Consider the following 18,483-nt stretch of genomic DNA (forward strand, 5'->3'; position numbering starts at 1 on the left):
TCAACGCCCGATGGAAACCCGGACGTCACCCCCCAATCATCAGCTTCACCACCTCATCGTGGTTCGTGTCGGCAATGTTTCGCACACCCGCAACGATACCGCGCCTGAGAACAACGATTCGGTCGGATACGGCAAAAATGTCCTGGAGGTTATGGGAGATGAAAATGACGCCCTTGCCCTGTGCTTTTACGGATTTGATCAGTGAGATGACTTTTCTCTGCTCCGGTACACCGAGCGCGGCTGTTGGTTCGTCCATAATCAAAATCTTTGCGTTCCAGAAGACTGCACGCCCGATGGCCACGGCTTGGCGCTGTCCTCCGGAAAAATTGCTGACGGGTGCCTCCAGGCGTTTCACATGGAAGTCCAGAAGCGCCATCGTGTCTTCGGCAGCCTTGGCCATCTTCTTGCGATCAAGAACGGGAACGAAGCCGAAGGCACGCCTCATGGGCTCGCGGCCAAGATAGATATTGGCACCGATCGACAGATTGTCTGCGAGTGCCAGATCCTGATAGATCGTTTCTATCCCCTTTTCGCGCGCGTCTTCCGGTGACGAGAACAGAGCTGGTTTTCCCTCGATCAAAATCTCTCCCGAAGACGGTGGATAGACGCCGGAAACAGTTTTGATCATCGTCGTTTTGCCGGCACCATTGTCACCGACAAGGGCCACGACCTCGCCCGGGTGAACGATCAACGAGCAGTTTTCCAACGCCTTGACCGCCCCGAAGTGCCGGGAAAGATTGCGAACTTCCAAAAGGGGGACTGAGCTATTCATCCTGCTTTGCTCCGCTGAACCGACGCTGGGCCTGGTCGATGAGAACCGAGATGATGATGACGACACCGACGGCGATAAATTGCCAGAAGGGTTCGACATTCATGAAGACGAGACCGTACTGGATGACTGCGATGACCAAAGCACCGGCGATGGTGCCGATGATCGTGCCGGAACCGCCGAAAAGACTGGCACCTCCGATGACGACCGCAGCGACACTATCGAGAAGAAGTGGTTCGCCAGCCTGTGCCGCACCTGCCGTAAATCGCGCAGCATAAAGGGCGCCTCCGAGGCCCGCACAAATTGCCGACAGGATATAGAGGCGAAGCAAGTGCCATTTGAGATCAATACCTGCACGTCGCGCCGCCTGTGCATTCGCACCGATGGCATAATTGTGCTGCCCGAAGCGAGTCTGGCTCAAAATGTAATGCATGATAAGCACGACGATCGCCGTGACCATGATGAGATAGGGAATGCCGAACAACTGGCCGTTGCCGAGAGCGGCGAGATAGCTGTTCTTCACCGGAACGGTCGTTCCGCCAGCAAGGAGGAAAGCCGCACCTCTGGCCACCCCGAACATGCCGAGTGTGCCGATAAAGGGCGGGACTTTCAGCTGGGAAATCAGCAATCCGTTGATCATGCCGGGAATGATAGCCGCCAAGACGGCGATGCAGATACCGAGGACCATGGCGAGTGGAAGAGGAACATAACCACCAAGCACATTGATAGCGTGAGCGGCAACGACCGCCGCAAGCCCCATGATGAACCCGGCCGACAGATCGATCCCGCCCGAAATAATCACGAAAGTCTGGCCCATCGCCAGCAGTAACGGTGCCACAGCAAACACGGCGACAGAGCGCCAGTTGAAGGACGACCCGATGAACGTGCCGCCGAAATCGGTGCGTGCCCAAATCTCGAAGACGACGAGAAGGACGGCCAGAAACAGCCATGCACGAAGCTGAGCGATCTTCTGGACAACGCTTTTACGAACGTCGGCATGATCGGCCTGCGGCTTGCTGTGCGTGTGAGTAGCGTGGTCTACCATTCATTGCTCCGAGTAACGGGCAGTTGTTGGTGAAACTGCGATAACGATCCGACACCCGGTCATTTGCGACCGGGCGCTAACGAGGCTCGGGAGGCGCTCAGTCCGCATAGATGAACTGTGAAATCTTCGGATCGGTGACGTTCTTTTTGTCAATGACCGTGAAGCCGGTACCGATCTTCGTCGGGATGGAATGTCCCGTCAGATGGGCATAGGCGGCCATGACGCCGAAGTAACCGATTTCGGCTGGGTGCTGGGCGATGGCCAAATCGACAATACCGGAGTTCAGGTTGTCGATGATCGACGTTGGCGCATCGAAGGCGACAACCTTGATGGTGCCGCTCTGGCCCGCCTGTTGCACGCCGTTTGCGGCACCAATGGCCGAGAACAGGTTTGCTCCGAAGACACCTGCCAAATCCGAATTGCGGGCGTAGACCGCCTGCAATTGCGATGCGGCCCGGTTGGCATCGTTTTCGTTGAACTGTGTTTCGAGCACCGTGATGTTCGGATGCTTCGCCATTTCGGCCTTGAAGCCCTGTTCACGCTGGTCGGTGGTCGAAATGCCCGGCTTGTTGTTGGAGATGTAGACTTTGCCCTTGTCTCCGATCGCCGCCGCAAGCGACCGCGCAGCCATCATACCACCTGCGACGTTATCGGAAGCGATATAGGACAGTGGGAAATCTGCGTCTCCTGCGCCAGTCTGATAGTCACCCGTTCCGATATAGGTATCGACGGTAATCACCGGAATGCCCGCGTCAGCGGCGCGCTTCAGCGGCTGGATAAGCTGGTTGGTGTCCGTTGGCGCGATCAGCAAGGCGCTGGGGCTTTTTGCGATGACCGCGTCTAGCACGGGGACCTGGGTGACAGGGTTGAAATCGGGTGCACCCTGGAAGACCAGTGTTGCACCGACCGCCTTGGCCGCCGCTTCAGCACCCTTGCGCATGGTGATGTAGAAGGCGTCCGTCGTGAGCCCAGGGACAAGGGCAATCGTGAACTTCTTATCCTGCGCGCTGGCGCTTTTGGTGGTCATAATTGCTGGTGCAGCAAGAGTGGCGACTGCGGCCGCCTTGAAAAATGAGCGACGTTCCAAGATACCCTCCCAGGTTGAAATATCGTGAGAAGCTCCTCCATCTCACAATCATCGAGCAGGGCGATATTCACGCTAACGCAAACAAAACGTCAAGTAATTTTTTCCTGAAAGTTATTTCACGACCTTTAGCGACACTAGATTCATTGCGCTATCTATCTGTATTGTCGTTACAAATGTCGAGAATGGCGAGTGCCGTAGCCGTGTCTGTCACGAGCGCGTTGATCATGCCGGACCGAACGGCCCCAACAATGCCAGCGGCTTTTTCGACGGTAGCTGCAACGCCGATACATAAACCAGCCTTTCGCAATTGATCGACGGAGGCTGCCAGCATCCGCTCCTCTCCGTCCCAATGAAGCAACTCTCCGTTAGGACCGACATAGTGCCGGATAACGTCGCCGACAGCTCCACCGATGGCCTGTTCGCTGATCGTTGCAGCACTCGCCTCAGGCGGATTGATGGCATGGGGCAGCCCGATGCCGACGATTGCGCAGTCGAGCTCATCCCAAAGCCCAACTGTTTCCTTCACGACCTGATCGCTGAGAAACGCGTCCCTGAGTTCCACGGACGAAACATAGGGCGCGTGAAGAAAGTGCGCGGTACCGCTGAATTGTTCCGCAGCTTGGCGGACGAACTCGTTGATCTGAAAATGCGGTGCGGATTGTTGCATGCCGCCGTTCAGCGCCACCGCACGCGCGTCGGGAAGACGTGGCAGGCCCGCCTGAATGACCTCGCGCACTGCCCGGCCCCACCCGATCCCGATCGTGGCGCCTCTTCCAAGATCTTCGTCTTTCAACAAATTCCCGAGCGGCGTTGCGAGCGCACCCAAAACACCGGTCGACGGGGTATCGATGACAGCGGCGCGCTTGAGACCGAGAGCTTCGATCAGGCGATCTCGGACCTCGTCCGGGACAGCTAAGTCCATCACTTCGATTTTGACGATTCCAAGGGCACGGGCACGCGTCAGCAAACGCGACACGGTCGCGGTTGAAACACCCAATTTCCGGGCGATTTCCACCTGCGGCATATCGCTCTGGTAGTGAAGCTTGGCAACCATATGAAGGGTTGCACGGGACGCAGTGTCCTGTGAAGTTTGCGGAAGCAGCTTGCAATTCCTTTCTGCAACGTGTTACACGTTACTCAAAGTTACACTGAACAGGTTTACAATTCAATCCACGGATCGAGCCCGCAAATGAGCAGGTGCCGAAATGCAGACCTGTGGCCTCTTGTGACCTGAAGCTCGCCATAAAGCCAGAAAAACTAAGGAAATGGAGGAAGAGTATGAAAGCGATGACGACCGCGGAGCGCCGTGCTTACCATCAGATTTGTGACGCCAGCGGCTCGATGATGGTGATTGCCTGTGACCAGAGAGGCGGCATGCGATCCGTGCTCGCCGCCACGCCCGAGGAACAAGCGAAGATCAGCAACGCTGTCCTCGGCGACACGAAAGGAGACATCACCCGCTATCTCGCCTCCAAGGCAGGCTGCGTGCTGGTCGATCCGATTTGCGCCGTTCCAGGGTTGATCGACAACGACATCTTGCCACGCGATACAGCACTTCTGATCGGCATTGACGCATCGGGCTGGGACACGTCGCCTGAAGGCTACCGCATTTCGAAGATGGTCGATGGCATCGATGCCCGCAAAGTCAGGGAACTCGGCGCCACCGGCGGCAAGATCATGGTGTATCTGCGTATGGATACGCCCGCGGCAAATGTTCAGAATCTTGAGACGCTCAAAGCCAGTATCGAAGATTTCGCGCGCGAAGATGCTCTTCTCGTCGTCGAGTTCCTGACCTACCAATTGGAAGGCGAGAGCAAGGAAGACTATCAGTCCAAGATTCCATCCCTGATCGTTGAGGGGTCGCGCGCCTGCCTAGACCTCGGCGCCAAGGTTTTGAAGATCCCGTATCCAGGCTCTGAACAGGCATGCGCCGACGTCACCGCAATTGCAGGCGACGTACCATGGGCCGTGCTTTCGGCGGGTGTCGACCACCAGACGTTTCTTCCCCAGGTCGAGGCTGCAATGAAGAATGGCGCTTCTGGTGTCATTGCCGGACGGTCGCTTTGGAAAGACTGTATTTCGCTTGATCGCGCTGTTTCGAAGGAAAAACTTTCAACGATTGCTGTCTCCCGCCTCAAGGATATTCAGACTATCATTCGACGTTATCGCGGCTCACAGGCCGCAGCCTGAGGGTTGCAAAGATGTCACCTGAAGATTTTGCGATCGGCATCGACGTCGGCGGCACGAACATGCGGGCGGCACAGATTTCCCCAACCGGGGAAATCCTCAGGAAACAGTCTATCGCCGGCAGTCGCGATCCGGCGGTCGCTCTTGCCCTTATCGATGACCTCGTGAGAGAGATGGGCGTCGACAATGCCAAGGCAATCGGTATCGGCATTCCTGGACGTGTTGACGGGCGAACCGGTGAAGTCTTTTCCGGTGGCTTCCTCGATCTGTCAGGCATCGATTTAAAAGGCAGGTTTGAGAAGACGTTCGCGCGTCCCACTGTGGTCGCCAATGACTGCAGCATGGCTCTCATCGGTGAATCACGGCGCGGCGCGGCAAAAGGCCTTCGCAACGCGGTGATGATGACGATTGGAACCGGCATCGGTGGCGCCATTATCGAAAGCGGCGCGATCGTCAATGGCAAAGGAAGTGCGGGCCAGCTCGGCCATCTCGTCGTGAACATTGATGGGCGTCCCTGTCTCTGCGGGCAGCGCGGTTGCATTGAAACAGAATCCTCCGGCACTTCACTTAGGCGGCATCTCGATGAGGCCGGGTACGGGCCGGATATTCGTTTCGAGCACGTTGCGATACAAGCTGAAGCTGGCGACACCACAGCTTTAGGTGTGATGCGGGCCTGGTGCGGCCCCCTCCGCGCTGCAATCAACACGCTTTCCGCAGCGTTCGATCCGGATGTTGTCATTCTTGGCGGGGGAATGGGTCAGGCAGCGATGCACGCCTTGAGCTTTCTGCCTCCCCTCAAGACCTGGTACGGCGTCGAGGTACGCCTTGCGCAACTGGGCGACGATGCGGGCGTCATCGGCTCTGGCCTCGCTGCACTCGATCTGGTGCCGCGTGCCAACCGTGAGGCCGGAAGACGTCTCGTCATGGTCAACGGCGTTCCTGCGTCTGGAAAAAGCGCCATCGCGCATGCGCTGTGCGAAACGACAGGCTGGCCAGTTCTGACGCTCGATACCGTGAAAAACCCGTTTCTTGAACTAATTGAAGATGTCGATCGAACGTTCAACCGAATTCTGGGTCGCGCCAGTTACAAGTCGATTTTTTCGATCATCAAAGAATCAGCGCCAGGCTCGACATTCGTCGTTGATGCATGGTTCGGCTTCCAACCCATTGAGGTCCTACGCTCTCACATCGCCATGGCGGGCATCACTGAAATCGCGGAAATCTGGTGCCACGCTCCACCTGATGTTATCGGCGAGCGCTATGGCCAACGAAGCGTTGGACGGCTGCCCGGACATCCGGGGCTGGCCTATGTGCCAGAACTCATCGAACTTGCGCGCAATGCGCAGCCATGTCGTATTGGACCCGTTCTGGAAGTTAAAACGACCGAGCCCGTAGATGTCGCAGAGATTGGAGCTTGGACCATAAACAGTTTCAACCAACAACTGGGCGCGTGAGACACAATTTCAATTTACAGTATATTCAAGCCCACGGGCCTCTTCTGCAACAGACCAAGATATTCAAGGAGAATTTATCGACGAGGGAACAAAGCAGTCTGGAGATTGTTGTATATCCGCTACCAGAAATTGCTTATATCCGGTGTCAAATGGGTTCAAACTCTTCCACCTGCCTGCCAACAATGCTGTCATCCGATGATCTCGAAGAGATCAATCGGTTCCATGTTGCGTGGTGCGAAGAAAATAATGTAGAGAAAACCGATCCCAGGGCCATCGAAGTGGCGTCGGCGTTGATTAGTTGGTACTCTACAAGTCCCGCTTACCGACAACGCGCAAAACTGGACCACCCTCCTGAATTGCCGAACTCTCAACATATTGAGACACTTCTCGAGCGCCTCAGAGAAACGCGCTGAACGTTTTCCAACTTACGTATCATCTTGGCGCGTTTTTACTTGACGGCGCTATCCGCCAGGCGACGTGCAAATGGATTTTATATTGAGTTCAGTGAAGTGCGAATTTACTCCTCAGCTGCACTCTCCCCAACTCAAAGCCGACCAATGCAAAACGCTCAGTGAGCGAAGACCGCGCTTGCATCGCTGACGATCTCCACGTGGTGATAGGCCGCTTCGCCTGCTTTCACGCTATCGGCCTGAAGGATTGCAGCGACGATTGTCTCATGTTCCTCAAAGGACTTGGCAAGGCGACTTGGCAGGCGAAACTGCGCCCGACGGAACGGCGCAAGGCGAGCACGGGTTTGCATGACCATCTCTGCAATGTGATCATTATGGGCACCGCGATAGAGGCGGTTGTGGAATTCGGTGTTGTAAGCCGCATAGTCCTCATCGGCTTCAGCCGAGACGAGCCCCTTCGACTGGCGATGCTCGGCTTCCAATGCGTGCCGCTCTTCAGGCGTCATCCGCTCAGCACAAAGCCGGGCACAGATGGCCTCCAGTTCGGCCATCGCCTCGAACATGGAATGAAGATAGACGCCGGTGACCGTGGTGACCACCGCGCTGCGGTTCGGCTCGCGTTCCACCAGACCCATGGCGCCCAGTTCTCTCAAGGCTTCCCGCACCGGTGTTCTTGAGACTTCAAAACGTGCTGCCAGCGAGCCCTCATCCAGTTTTGTTCCGGGCTGCATCTTGCCGGTGACGATCATATCGGCAATCGAGCGCGTCATCTGCTCGACGGTTGTTCCGGTCCGAATGACCTCTTTACGTCTAACCTGTTTCACGACACTCGCCTGCTTTCCCTCATTACATACAGATGACGCCCGCTAAATGCGATGTCAAATTCACAGCTGATGTCACCCAGGTTAAGCACAAAATCGAGCCACTTGGGTGACATGTTCGTTCGAAGGTCATGGAGCGTGCATGGCCTCTGAAACGCTCATTTATTCATCTCTGACAGTGATTAATCTGTATGCACTTTTCAAATTAGCGGCAATCCGCAGAATTTTATCCATGAAATTCAGCAGTTTGGATTCTGGCACGCACATTGCATGCACTTTTATGCGTGTCCAATTGCCGTTAGCCCCAGGGAGTATCTCGATGACCAAATTCCTGCATCTCAATCGCCGCCATTTTCTCCAGACCTCGGTTGCTGGCGCTGTCGCCGGGTTGGCTCCGGGCTTTCTCGGCGCCACCGCCTCTGCGCAAACCGAATTGACGGTGGGCTTTATTTATGTCGGCCCCAAGGACGACTATGGTTATAACCAGGCGCATGCAGAAGGCGCTGCCGTCATCAAGGCGATGACCGGCATTACGCTTGTGGAGGAGGAAAATGTTCCCGAGACCGTCGATGTCCAGAAGACCATGGAATCGATGATCAACCTCGACGGCGCCACGCTTCTCTTCCCGACATCGTTTGGTTATTTCGACCCACACATGCTGGCCATGGCCGCCAAATATCCAGACGTGCAGTTCCGCCACTGCGGTGGTCTGTGGCAGGAGGGCAAGCACCCGAAGAACACAGGCTCCTATTTTGGCTATATCAGCCAAGGCCAGTATCTGAACGGTATTGCGGCTGGCCATGCCACCAAGAGCAAGAAGATCGGTTTCGTCGCCGCCAAGCCAATTCCGCAGGTGGTGCAGAACATAAACTCCTTCCTTCTGGGCGCCCGTTCCGTCGATCCAGCCATCACGTGCCAGGTAATTTTCACCGGCGAATGGTCGCTTGCCGTCAAGGAAGCGGAAGCCACCAACGCTCTGGTCGATCAGGGCGCCGATGTCGTGACCTGCCATGTCGATAGCCCGAAGGTCGTCGTGGAGACGGCGGCTGGACGCGGTGCCTTCGTCTGCGGCTATCACGCCAACCAGAGCCCCCTCGCCCCGGAAAAATACCTGACGGGCGCAGAATGGGACTGGGGCAATGTCTACAGCAAGTTCATCAAACAGGCGCAGGCCGGTGAACCCCTCGGCAATTTCGTACGTGGCGGCCTGAAGGACGGCTTCGTGAAGATGAGCCCACTTGGCCCCGGCGTGTCGGAAAAAGCACGGACTCAATTTGAAGCGACGCTCGCCGAGATCAAGACTGGCAAGTTCTCCGTCTTCAAGGGTCCGCTGAAGGACAACAAGGGCAACGAAGTCGTCGGCGCCGGAAAGGCCTTTGCGGAAGATGCAATCGAACTGGAAAGCATGGCCTATCTGGTGGAAGGCGTTATCGGCTCCACCTCCTGATTGGCAAGCGGGGAAAGCACCATGACCTTAGAGGCGAACCATCGCGCCTTGTCCATTACGCCCGAACATCCCTCCGCGCCGCGGCCGCTTCTCGCCTGGTTGGCGCGACGGGCCGAGCCCGTAGCGATTACCGTGGGCGCGGTTGTCGCCGGGTTGGCGCTTTTCTCGCTTTTCATTCTTGCGGTCGGCAAATCGCCGCTGATGCTCTTTCAGCTGATGTACACCGGCGGTTTCGGCAGCTGGTTTTCGGTGCAGAACAGCCTCAGTCGCGCCGCTCCGCTGCTTTTGACGGCGCTCTGCGTGGCGTTGCCCGCGCGGCTGGGGCTGACGATCATCGGTGGTGAAGGTGCCGTCGTTCTCGGCGGCGTCGCTGCCGCTGCTGCGGCCCTGCCTCTGGTGGGTGCGGCACCGCCGGTCGTGGTGCTCGTCGTCATGGCGACTGCGGCCATGATCATGGGTGGCGTGTGGATCGGCTTCGCTGGCTTTCTCCGTCACTACCGGGGCGTCAACGAGACGATTTCGTCGCTGCTTTTGGCCTATATCGCCATTGCTTTGATGAACCAGCTTGTCGAAGGGCCATTGCGCGATCCGGCAAGCCTCAACAAGCCGTCGACCGCGCCTCTACCTGCCGATTATATGATGGGACACATGCCCGGCATGGATGTTCACTGGGGGCTCGTCATCGGCGTCGTCGCCTGCTTCGTCTCGTGGGTTCTGATCGAAGTCACAAGCATCGGCTTTGCGGCCCGTATCGCCGGGGGCAATGTGCGGGCTGCGCAAATTCAGGGGCTTCCGGTTGGCAAACTGATCGTCGGCTTCACGGCTGTTGCAGGCTCTTTCGCAGGCCTTGCAGGCATGATCGAGGTGGCTGCTGTTCAAGGCAGTGCCAATGCCACGATCGCAGCTGGTTATGGCTACACGGGCATTCTCGTTGCCTTCCTTGCTCGCCATAATCCATTGGCCATCATACCCGTCGCGATCCTGCTGGGCGGCATCGATGCCTCCGGCGGCTTGATCCAGCGACGCATGGGGCTGCCGGACGCGACGGTCCTCGTGCTGCAGGGGACGCTCTTCGTCGTCATCCTGTTTTGCGAGATGTTTTACGGCCGTTTCAAGGTCTTCAATCCCGATCTGTGGAAAAGGAGCTGACGATGGACGAAACAGGTATCGGCATATGGGGTGTGCCCCTGGCGATCCTCGCGGGCGCGATCCGCGTCTCGACGCCCTTCATCTTCGTCAGCCTTGGCGAAACGATCACCGAACGTTCTGGCCGCATCAATCTGGGGCTGGAAGGCACGCTCGTCTTCAGCGCGATGACCGCCTATGGCGTTGCTGTCATGACAGGCTCTGCATGGCTCGGCGTTCTCGCCGCCATGGCCGCCGGTGCGCTGTTCGGGCTGCTGCACGGCTGGATCTGCAAATTTCCGAAGGTCAACGATATCGCCATCGGCATCGCGATGATGCAGTTCGGGCTGGGGCTGGCGTTCTTTCTGGGCAAATCCTTCATCCAACCGGTCGCGCCAAAGCTGCCATCAATCCCGCTGGGCGGCTGGTCATCGCTGGGTCAAGTGCAGGCAGCGCTCAACATCAATGTCCTGTTCTTCATCGGCGCGGCTCTTGCCCTGTTTCTCCACTGGGCCTTCAAGAACACGAAGACCGGCCTGATCCTGCGCGTTGTCGGCGATAGTACCGATGCCGCCCGCGCCATGGGCATCAACCCGGATCGTGTTCGACTGCTAGCGACTGCATCCGGTGGCGCCCTGGCGGCCATCGGCGGTGCTTATCTCTCGCTGTTTTATCCAGGCTCATGGAACGAAGGCATTTCGTCTGGTCAGGGCCTCATGGCCGTCGCGCTGGTGATCTTCGCGCGCTGGAATCCCATCGGCTGCTTCCTTGCCTCCCTGCTCTTTGGCGGTGCGGGTGCATTAGGCCCGGCGCTGCAATCGGTGGGTGTCACCCAAGGTTACTATCTGTTTTACGCCGCACCTTACGTGCTGACGCTCGTCATTCTGATCGTCACATCCTCGCCTCTGCGGTCCATGGCCGGTGCGCCGGGCGCGTTATCGCTGACAAAATGAAAGGAACACGATCATGAACGGTCTTGGTGGTCTCAACAAATCCGAACACGGTGTCGGCATCGGTCTCGTCCAACTGCAACTGCCCGTCACGGTGACGAAGGCGGATCTTGCCGCACAAACGCAGGTCATCGTTGATCTCGTCGCCAAGGCCCGGCGCAACCAGCCCGGCATGGACCTCGTCGTGTTCCCGGAGTACGCCCTGCATGGCCTGTCGATGGATATCAACCCTGACATTATGTGCACGCTGGATGGTCCCGAGGTCGCAGCCTTCAAACAGGCGTGTCGCGATAGTGCAATTTGGGGCTGCTTCTCCATCATGGAGCTGAACCCCGGCGGCATGCCCTACAATTCCGGCATCGTCATCGATGATACCGGCGAGCTGAAGCTCTATTACCGCAAGATGCACCCGTGGGTGCCGGTCGAGCCCTGGGAGCCGGGCGATCTCGGCATTCCGGTTATCGACGGGCCGAAGGGTGCCAAGCTGGCGCTCATCATCTGCCACGACGGCATGTTCCCAGAAATGGCCCGGGAATGCGCCTATAAAGGTGCGGAAATCATGATCCGCACGGCGGGCTACACCGCCCCGATCCGTGAGAGCTGGCGCTTTACCAACCAGTCCAATGCCTTTTGCAATCTGATGGTAACCGCCAATGTCTGCATGTGCGGCTCCGATGGCACGTTCGATTCCATGGGTGAAGGCATGATCTGCAACTTCGATGGTTCGATCATCGCCCATGGCACGTCTGGCCGCGTCAATGAGATCATCACCGCTGAAGTGCGACCAGACCTCGTGCGCGAGGCTCGCCTCGGCTGGGGCGTGGAAAACAACATCTATCAGTTCGGGCATCGCGGTTACGTGGCCGTGGCGGGCGGCGCGCAGGATGCGCCCTATACCTACATGCACGACCTTATCGCCGGACAGTACCGCCTTCCCTACGAGGATGCCGTGAAGGTGACGGATGGCACGTCCTGCGGCTTCGACAAGCCCACGAGGCGTTACGGTGAAACCTCAAAACCGGCTGGCAAATAGGAGAGACATCATGGATGCGATGGTTGAAACCGCAGGACACTATATCGGCGCCGATCCCTATCCTTGGCCCTATAACGGCGCATTGAGACCGGACAATACAGCACTTGTCATCATCGACATGCAGACCGACTTTTGCGGCAAGGGCGGTTATGTCGATCATATGGGCTACGACCTGGCCATGGTGCAGGCACCGATCCAGCCGATCAAAACAGTGCTCGCCGCCATGCGGGCCAAGGGCTATCACATCATCCACACCCGCGAGGGACACAGACCTGACCTTGCCGATCTTCCGGCCAACAAGCGCTGGCGCTCGCAGCGCATCGGTGCGGGCATCGGTGACGCCGGACCCTGCGGCCGTATCCTCACGCGTGGCGAACCGGGCTGGGATATCATTCCGGAACTTTACCCGATTGATGGTGAAACAATCATCGACAAGCCCGGCAAGGGTTCTTTCTGCGCAACGGATCTCGAATTGATCTTGCACCAGAAGCGGATCGAAAACCTCATTCTCACCGGCATCACCACCGATGTCTGCGTATCCACAACCATGCGCGAGGCGAATGATCGCGGCTTTGAATGCCTGTTGCTGGAGGATTGCTGTGGCGCAACCGACTACGGCAACCACCTGGCAGCCATCAAGATGGTGAAGATGCAAGGCGGCGTCTTTGGCGCGGTCTCCAATTCCAAAACCTTGGTGGAGGCCCTGCCCTGATGCCTTCCATGCGCGCCCAAGTCTATCGCGTCGCAGCCGACGGACCGGACGACATGTCCGGTGTCGAGGCTCTGTTTGCGCAAGGTCTCGATCCGGAAACCATCGTTGCCGTCCTCGGCAAGACCGAAGGCAATGGCTGCGTCAATGATTTCACGCGTGGTTATGCCAGCCAGAGTTTCGAGGCTCTGTTTCGCCGCTACGGGATCGAAGGCGTAACAACTGTGATGTCGGGCGGCACCGAAGGCGCATTGTCTCCGCACTGGACGATTTTCACCCGCGAGCCGGTCGAGGCCTCAGGCGAAAGAGCGCTCGCCATCGGAACATCCCGCACACCCTCCCTACCCTTTCACCATCTTGGCCGTCGCGAGCAGGTGATGATGGTGGCAGAGGGCGTGCGTGCGGCCATGCGCGACGCTGGGATCGATGATGTTGCAGATGTTCATTTCGTCCAGATCAAGTGCCCGTTGCTCACCCTTCGCCGCATTGAAGAGGCGCAGGCAGCCGGAGAGACCGTAGTAACGCGTGACACACTGAAATCCATGGGACTGTCGCGAGGGGCATCGGCGCTGGGTGTCGCGGTCGCATTGGGCGAGATCGAAGCCAGCGACATAGCCGACGCAGATATCGGCACGCGGCAAGACCTGTTTTCCGGCTGCGCATCCACCTCGGCTGGCGTCGAACTGACGGATCACGAGATCATCGTGCTGGGCATGGCGGACGGCTGGTCCGGTCCTTTCGTCATGGATCACGCGGTCATGCAAAGTGCAATCGACACAGCTTCGGTGCATGCGGCCCGCGCGCGTTTGCCAGAGAGTGGGAGGCTTGCGGCGGTCCTTGCCAAAGCCGAGCCCGACCCGTCCGGCAAGGTCGGCGGCAAGCGGCATACGATGCTGGACGATTCCGACATTTCCGGCACCCGCCATGCGCGTGCCTTCGTCGGTGGCGTTTTGGCAGGCGTCTTCGGCATGACCGACCTCTACGTATCCGGCGGTGCCGAACATCAGGGGCCACCCGGCGGCGGCCCCGTCGCCATCATCGCTGAAAAGGAGAGTTGAGTTGAGCGTCATTCGCGATACGCCCCTTCCGCAGGCTGGCCGCGCCATCGGCATCCAGACCCTGGCTATGACGATGCGCTTCGGCGGTTTCACCGCGCTCGACAATGTCTCGACCGACATTCCCGCTGGAAGTTTCCATGCGCTGCTCGGAGAAAACGGTGCTGGCAAATCGACCTTGGTCAAATGCATCATGGGCTTTTATCACGCCACCTCCGGCTCGCTTTCGGTCAACGGTCGCGAGGTGTCGGTCGGCTCTCCCAAGGATGCGGCACTCTACGGTCTCGGCATGGTCTACCAGCACTTTACGCTGGTGCCGTCCCTGACGGGCGCCGAAAATCTCGTTATAAGCCGGGCGGACGTGCCTACAGTCATCAACTGGGCCAAAGAGCGTCGCGATCTTTCAGATTTCATGGAGCGTATGCCGTTTCGCATTCCGCTGGACCGCCCGGTCAGCGAACTTGCCGCTGGCGAAAAGCAGAAGCTTGAGATCGTCAAGCAGCTCTATCTTGGCCGCTCCTTTCTGGTGCTGGACGAGCCGACTTCTGTTCTGACACCGGCAGAAGCCGACGAGATGCTGGGCCTCGTGCGCGGCATGACAGAGCGTGGCGAACTGACCGTCCTGATGATCAGCCACAAGTTTCACGAGGTAACGAAATTTGCCGATTCCGTCTCCATCCTGCGGCGGGGCAAGCTTGTTGGAACCGGCAAGATCGGCGATCTGTCCAAGGCCGATATGGCCAAGATGATGATCGGCGACGTGAAGCTTGCCGAACTCGATAGCCGTCTGCCCGTGCTTGAAGCAGCCGAGCCGGTGCTGAAAGTCGATGGCGTCACAGCGCCGGATAGTTCCGGATTGAAGACCATCGACATCGATGATCTGACCGTTCGTTCCGGCGAAATCGTCGGCATCGCCGGCATCTCGGGTAACGGGCAAAAGGAGCTTGGTGAAATTCTGGCCGGGCAGCGGCCAACCACGACCGGTCGCGTCATCGTCAACGGCGAGACATATGGTGCGACACGCGCTGAAACCCGCAGGAACAATGTTCGCTTCATTCCCGAAGAACCCTTGCAGAACGCCTGCGCCCCAAAAATGACGGTGAGCGAAAACCTGGCGTTTCGAAGCTTCGATCTCAAAGCCAGCGGCAAGGACGCCATGTGGCTGAACAGGCGCAATATGCGCAAGCAAGCCACGGCCCTGATTTCCGATTTCAAGATAAAGACCGCGTCCTCGTCTTCTCCAATTGCGGCACTCTCTGGCGGCAACGTCCAGCGGGCGGTTCTGGCACGTGAGCTGACCGGGGACGTGGATTTGCTCATCGTTTCCAATCCCTGCTTTGGTCTCGACTTCTCGGCAGTCGCAGAGATACGCGCGCGCATCATGAAGGCCCGCAATTCCGGCACCGCCGTTTTGCTGTTGTCGGAAGACCTCGATGAACTCATGGAAATGTCGGATCGCATCCTAGTCATCTCGGAGGGAAGGCTGGTCTATGAAACGCCGGCGCTCGGTGCCGATATCGGCGTCATCGGCGCTCACATGGCAGGACATCACTGATGGTCGAAATCAAAGCCCTACCCTTTGCCTTTCCAGCCCGCCCCCAAGAATTGGCGCTCATCGTCATCGATATGCAGCGCGATTTCGCAGAGCCGGGCGGCTTTGGGGCAAGCCTCGGCAACGATGTGAGCGGCATCGCCAGGATCGTCCCCGACGTCAAGCGTCTGATCGAAGGCTTCCGCGCAGCTGGCCTGCCGGTCATCCACACGATGGAGTGCCATCGGCCTGACCTCTCCGATCTCCCGGCAGCCAAGCGCGACCGGGGCAATCCTTCAATGAGGATTGGCGATGTCGGCCCGCTGGGGCGCGTGCTGATTGCCGGCGAACCGGGAACCGCGATCCTGCCGGAACTAGCACCCATCGAAGGCGAAGTGGTGATTCAAAAGCCCGGCAAAGGCGCGTTCTATGCGACAGATCTGAGCGGCGTGCTGAAAGACAAGGGCATAACGCAGCTCGTTTTCGCCGGCGTGACGACCGAGGTCTGCGTGCAGACGACGATGCGGGAAGCGAATGACCGCGGTTTCGAATGTCTCCTCGTGGAAGACGCGACGGAAAGCTATTTCCCCGAATTCAAAGCTACCACGATCGCGATGATCCGCGCCCAGGGTGCCATCGTCGGCTGGACGGCAATGATAGACGACATTCTGGAAGGGATAGCCCATGGCTGAGACAACACGCCCATCACTGACATCGGGCGGATGGAAACAGTTGCCCTTCGACGCCTTTCGCGATGGCGTGACGATCCACTGGATTCGTCGCTTTGAGGGCGATCAGCCTGGCGTGGCGCTTCTCAAATACGAGCCCGGTGCAACAGTGCCGCGTCATCGCCACGAAGGCCTCGAAACCATTCTGGTGATCGATGGCATCCAGTCCGACGAGACCGGTGACTATGATTGCGGCAGTTACATCGTCAATGCGCCAGGCACTGAACACTCCGTCTGGAGCGCAACCGGATGCGTGGTGCTGATCCAGTGGGATCGGCCCGTGACAATATTGAAAGAGGACATGGTTTAATGCGAACGACACCTGCGCTCGATATCACCTCGCTGCACAGCTTCTACCAACAGGGTGGCCGCATTTCCGAGATCATAGAAGCGGTTTTCGCCCATATTTCGGAAGTGAACGATCCCGGCATCTTCATTCATCTGGCGGACAAAAAAGCTCTGCTTGTGGAAGCCGAAAAACTCGGAGCGTATGATAAAAGCAAGCCGCTCTTCGGCGTTCCCTTCGCCGTCAAGGACAATATCGATGTTGCGGGCATGCCGACCACTGCGGGATGCCCCGATTACACCTTTCTTCCGGAAAAAGACGCGACCGTCGTTCGACTGCTGAAGGATGCAGGCGCCATCGTCATCGGCAAGACCAATCTCGATCAGTTCGCGACCGGTCTCGTCGGCGTTCGCTCGCCCTATCCCATTCCCAAAAATGCCATCGACCCGACGCTCATTCCGGGCGGTTCGTCATCCGGTTCGGCGGTTGCGACGGCCCATGGCATCGTCAGCTTTGCGCTCGGCACCGATACGGCGGGCTCTGGTCGTGTTCCGGCGGGTCTCAACAACATTGTCGGGCTAAAACCCAGCGTCGGCGCCTTGTCTTCGACAGGTGTTGTGCCCGCTTGCCGGACGCTGGACTGCGTCTCCATCTTTTCGCTTACGGTCGATGACGCATGGAGGGTCTTTTCCGTTGCGGCACAGCACGATGAAAGCGACGCCTATTCGAAATCCGTCGCAGCCAACGGCTACGGGTCTGCTCCGCCCGTGTTGAAGATCGGCGTTCCGACACGACAAGATTTGCAGTTCTTCGGCGACGAGGCCATGGCCTCGTCCTATTCCGACGCACTGAAGACGCTTGAAGGGCTTGGTCATCAGCTCATCGAACTACCATTCGCCGATTTCTATGACGTCGCCAACCTGCTTTACGAAGGCGCCTGGGTCGCGGAACGCTACGCCGCGGTGCAAGAGTTTCTCGATACGAAAGAAGACAGCTTTCACCCGGTTACCCGACACATCTACAAGGGCGCGAAATCTTTGACGGCAGCAGAGACCTTTAACGGCCTTTATGCCCTGCAAGCGCTGAAGAAGAAGCTCGCGCCCGTCATCGCCTCGATCGATCTTTTCTGCGTGCCGACCGCGCCGCGTCACTATACGCTGGCAGAGCTTGAGGCAGAACCGATCCGCGAGAATTCTCGCCTGGGCACCTATACCAACTTCGTCAACCTGCTCGATATGTGCGGCATTGCGGTTCCCACTGGCACGCGCGAGGATGGCCTACCCGCCAGCGTCACACTGCTTGCACCCTCCGGCAAAGACGGCCTGACCGCGACGCTCGCACGCGTGCTTCACCAAGCCAGCGGCCTTTCACTTGGCGCCACCGGATGGCCGCAACCCACGGCCGCACCCGAACCGGTGATCGAAGCAATCAGCGATCTCATCGACCTCGTTGTCGTGGGCGCACACCTGTCCGGCATGCCTCTCAACCCACAACTCAAAGACTTAAACGCTATTTTCAGCCGAAAAGCGAAAACGCAAGACTGCTATCGGCTCTACGCCCTCTCAGGCACCACGCCACCAAAGCCGGGGATGCTGCGTGTCGATGGCGGAAGTGGAGGTGAGATAGACATTGAAGTTTGGAAACTCTCTCCATCAGCCTTCGGCCTCTTCGTATCAGCAATACCCGCGCCGCTCGGCATTGGAACCATCACGCTGTCGGATGGAACATCCGCAAAGGGTTTCCTTGTCGAACCGGTTGCATTGAAAGGCGCGCTGGACATAACGGATTATGGAGGCTGGCGGGCTTATTGCTCCGGCGCAGACATGAAAACGGCTACGGCTTGAAC

At 58.2% G+C, this 18,483-nt stretch carries 17 protein-coding genes; 12 read left to right on the top strand and 5 right to left on the bottom strand.

From position 1 onward, the window contains the following. Nucleotides 1–25 precede the first annotated feature (25 nt). The 4 genes from RRU01S_RS17155 to RRU01S_RS17170 all read right to left on the bottom strand — a co-directional run bounded on the left by RRU01S_RS17155 (nt 26) and on the right by RRU01S_RS17170 (nt 3,955). Nucleotides 26–772 carry an ATP-binding cassette domain-containing protein gene (locus tag RRU01S_RS17155; protein ID WP_045231522.1) on the bottom strand — a complete coding sequence of 249 codons (747 nt, stop codon included), beginning with the start codon at nt 770–772 and terminating at the stop codon, nt 26–28. Beyond that, complete coding sequence (locus tag RRU01S_RS17160; protein WP_045231523.1) at nt 765–1,814, bottom strand: ABC transporter permease subunit; 1,050 nt, start codon at nt 1,812–1,814, stop codon at nt 765–767. Before RRU01S_RS17160 ends, RRU01S_RS17155 begins: the two co-directional genes overlap by 8 nt. 97 nt (nt 1,815–1,911) lie before the next feature. Then, nucleotides 1,912–2,901, bottom strand: coding sequence for an ABC transporter substrate-binding protein (locus tag RRU01S_RS17165; protein WP_369346779.1), 990 nt, complete (start codon nt 2,899–2,901; stop codon nt 1,912–1,914). Nucleotides 2,902–3,049: 148 nt separating this feature from the next. Continuing rightward, nucleotides 3,050–3,955 carry a sugar-binding transcriptional regulator gene (locus RRU01S_RS17170; RefSeq protein ID WP_045231524.1) on the bottom strand — a complete coding sequence of 302 codons (906 nt, stop codon included), beginning with the start codon at nt 3,953–3,955 and terminating at the stop codon, nt 3,050–3,052. Nucleotides 3,956–4,179: 224 nt separating this feature from the next. On the opposite strand from RRU01S_RS17170, the gene RRU01S_RS17175 reads away from it, so the two are divergent. Further along, nucleotides 4,180–5,091 carry a tagatose-bisphosphate aldolase gene (locus RRU01S_RS17175; RefSeq protein ID WP_045231525.1) on the top strand — a complete coding sequence of 304 codons (912 nt, stop codon included), beginning with the start codon at nt 4,180–4,182 and terminating at the stop codon, nt 5,089–5,091. 11 nt (nt 5,092–5,102) lie between these two features. Then, on the top strand, nt 5,103–6,542 hold the full coding sequence (locus tag RRU01S_RS17180; RefSeq protein ID WP_045231526.1) for an ROK family protein: 1,440 nt from the start codon (nt 5,103–5,105) through the stop codon (nt 6,540–6,542). Nucleotides 6,543–7,110: 568 nt separating this feature from the next. Here the strand turns inward: RRU01S_RS17180 and RRU01S_RS17185 are convergent. Then, on the bottom strand, nt 7,111–7,776 hold the full coding sequence (locus RRU01S_RS17185) for a GntR family transcriptional regulator (protein ID WP_045231527.1): 666 nt from the start codon (nt 7,774–7,776) through the stop codon (nt 7,111–7,113). Between the two features lie 316 nt (nt 7,777–8,092). On the opposite strand from RRU01S_RS17185, the gene RRU01S_RS17190 reads away from it, so the two are divergent. From RRU01S_RS17190 to atzF, 10 genes are read left to right on the top strand one after another with little or no spacing between them, the layout of a single operon-like run. Next, the gene (locus tag RRU01S_RS17190; RefSeq protein WP_045231528.1) at nt 8,093–9,220 is read left to right on the top strand and encodes a BMP family ABC transporter substrate-binding protein; all 1,128 of its coding nucleotides are present in this window, start codon (nt 8,093–8,095) and stop codon (nt 9,218–9,220) included. A gap of 21 nt (nt 9,221–9,241) precedes the next feature. Next, entirely contained in the window at nt 9,242–10,369 is a 1,128-nt protein-coding gene (locus tag RRU01S_RS17195; RefSeq protein ID WP_045231652.1) for an ABC transporter permease, read from the top strand. Between the two features lie 2 nt (nt 10,370–10,371). Beyond that, on the top strand, nt 10,372–11,298 hold the full coding sequence (locus RRU01S_RS17200) for an ABC transporter permease (RefSeq protein ID WP_045231653.1): 927 nt from the start codon (nt 10,372–10,374) through the stop codon (nt 11,296–11,298). Nucleotides 11,299–11,311: 13 nt separating this feature from the next. After that, entirely contained in the window at nt 11,312–12,328 is a 1,017-nt protein-coding gene (locus RRU01S_RS17205) for a formamidase (RefSeq protein WP_045231529.1), read from the top strand. A 10-nt stretch (nt 12,329–12,338) separates the two neighbouring features. After that, nucleotides 12,339–13,040, top strand: a complete 702-nt coding sequence (gene biuH, locus RRU01S_RS17210; RefSeq protein ID WP_045231530.1) for a biuret amidohydrolase — start codon at nt 12,339–12,341, stop codon at nt 13,038–13,040. Further along, a complete protein-coding gene (atzD, locus tag RRU01S_RS17215) occupies nt 13,040–14,095 on the top strand; it encodes a cyanuric acid amidohydrolase (protein WP_045231531.1) in 1,056 nt (351 codons plus the stop codon). Before biuH ends, atzD begins: the two co-directional genes overlap by 1 nt. Nucleotide 14,096: 1 nt before the next feature. Then, complete coding sequence (locus RRU01S_RS17220) at nt 14,097–15,647, top strand: ABC transporter ATP-binding protein (protein ID WP_045231532.1); 1,551 nt, start codon at nt 14,097–14,099, stop codon at nt 15,645–15,647. Continuing rightward, a complete protein-coding gene (locus RRU01S_RS17225) occupies nt 15,647–16,315 on the top strand; it encodes a cysteine hydrolase family protein (RefSeq protein WP_045231533.1) in 669 nt (222 codons plus the stop codon). Before RRU01S_RS17220 ends, RRU01S_RS17225 begins: the two co-directional genes overlap by 1 nt. After that, a complete protein-coding gene (locus RRU01S_RS17230; protein WP_045231534.1) occupies nt 16,308–16,661 on the top strand; it encodes a cupin domain-containing protein in 354 nt (117 codons plus the stop codon). Before RRU01S_RS17225 ends, RRU01S_RS17230 begins: the two co-directional genes overlap by 8 nt. Next, complete coding sequence (atzF, locus tag RRU01S_RS17235) at nt 16,661–18,481, top strand: allophanate hydrolase (RefSeq protein ID WP_045231535.1); 1,821 nt, start codon at nt 16,661–16,663, stop codon at nt 18,479–18,481. Before RRU01S_RS17230 ends, atzF begins: the two co-directional genes overlap by 1 nt. The last annotated feature ends 2 nt before the right edge of the window (nt 18,482–18,483 follow it).

Origin of the sequence: Agrobacterium rubi TR3 = NBRC 13261, assembly GCF_000739935.1 — a bacterium.
Classification (GTDB): Bacteria; Pseudomonadota; Alphaproteobacteria; order Rhizobiales; family Rhizobiaceae; genus Agrobacterium; species Agrobacterium rubi.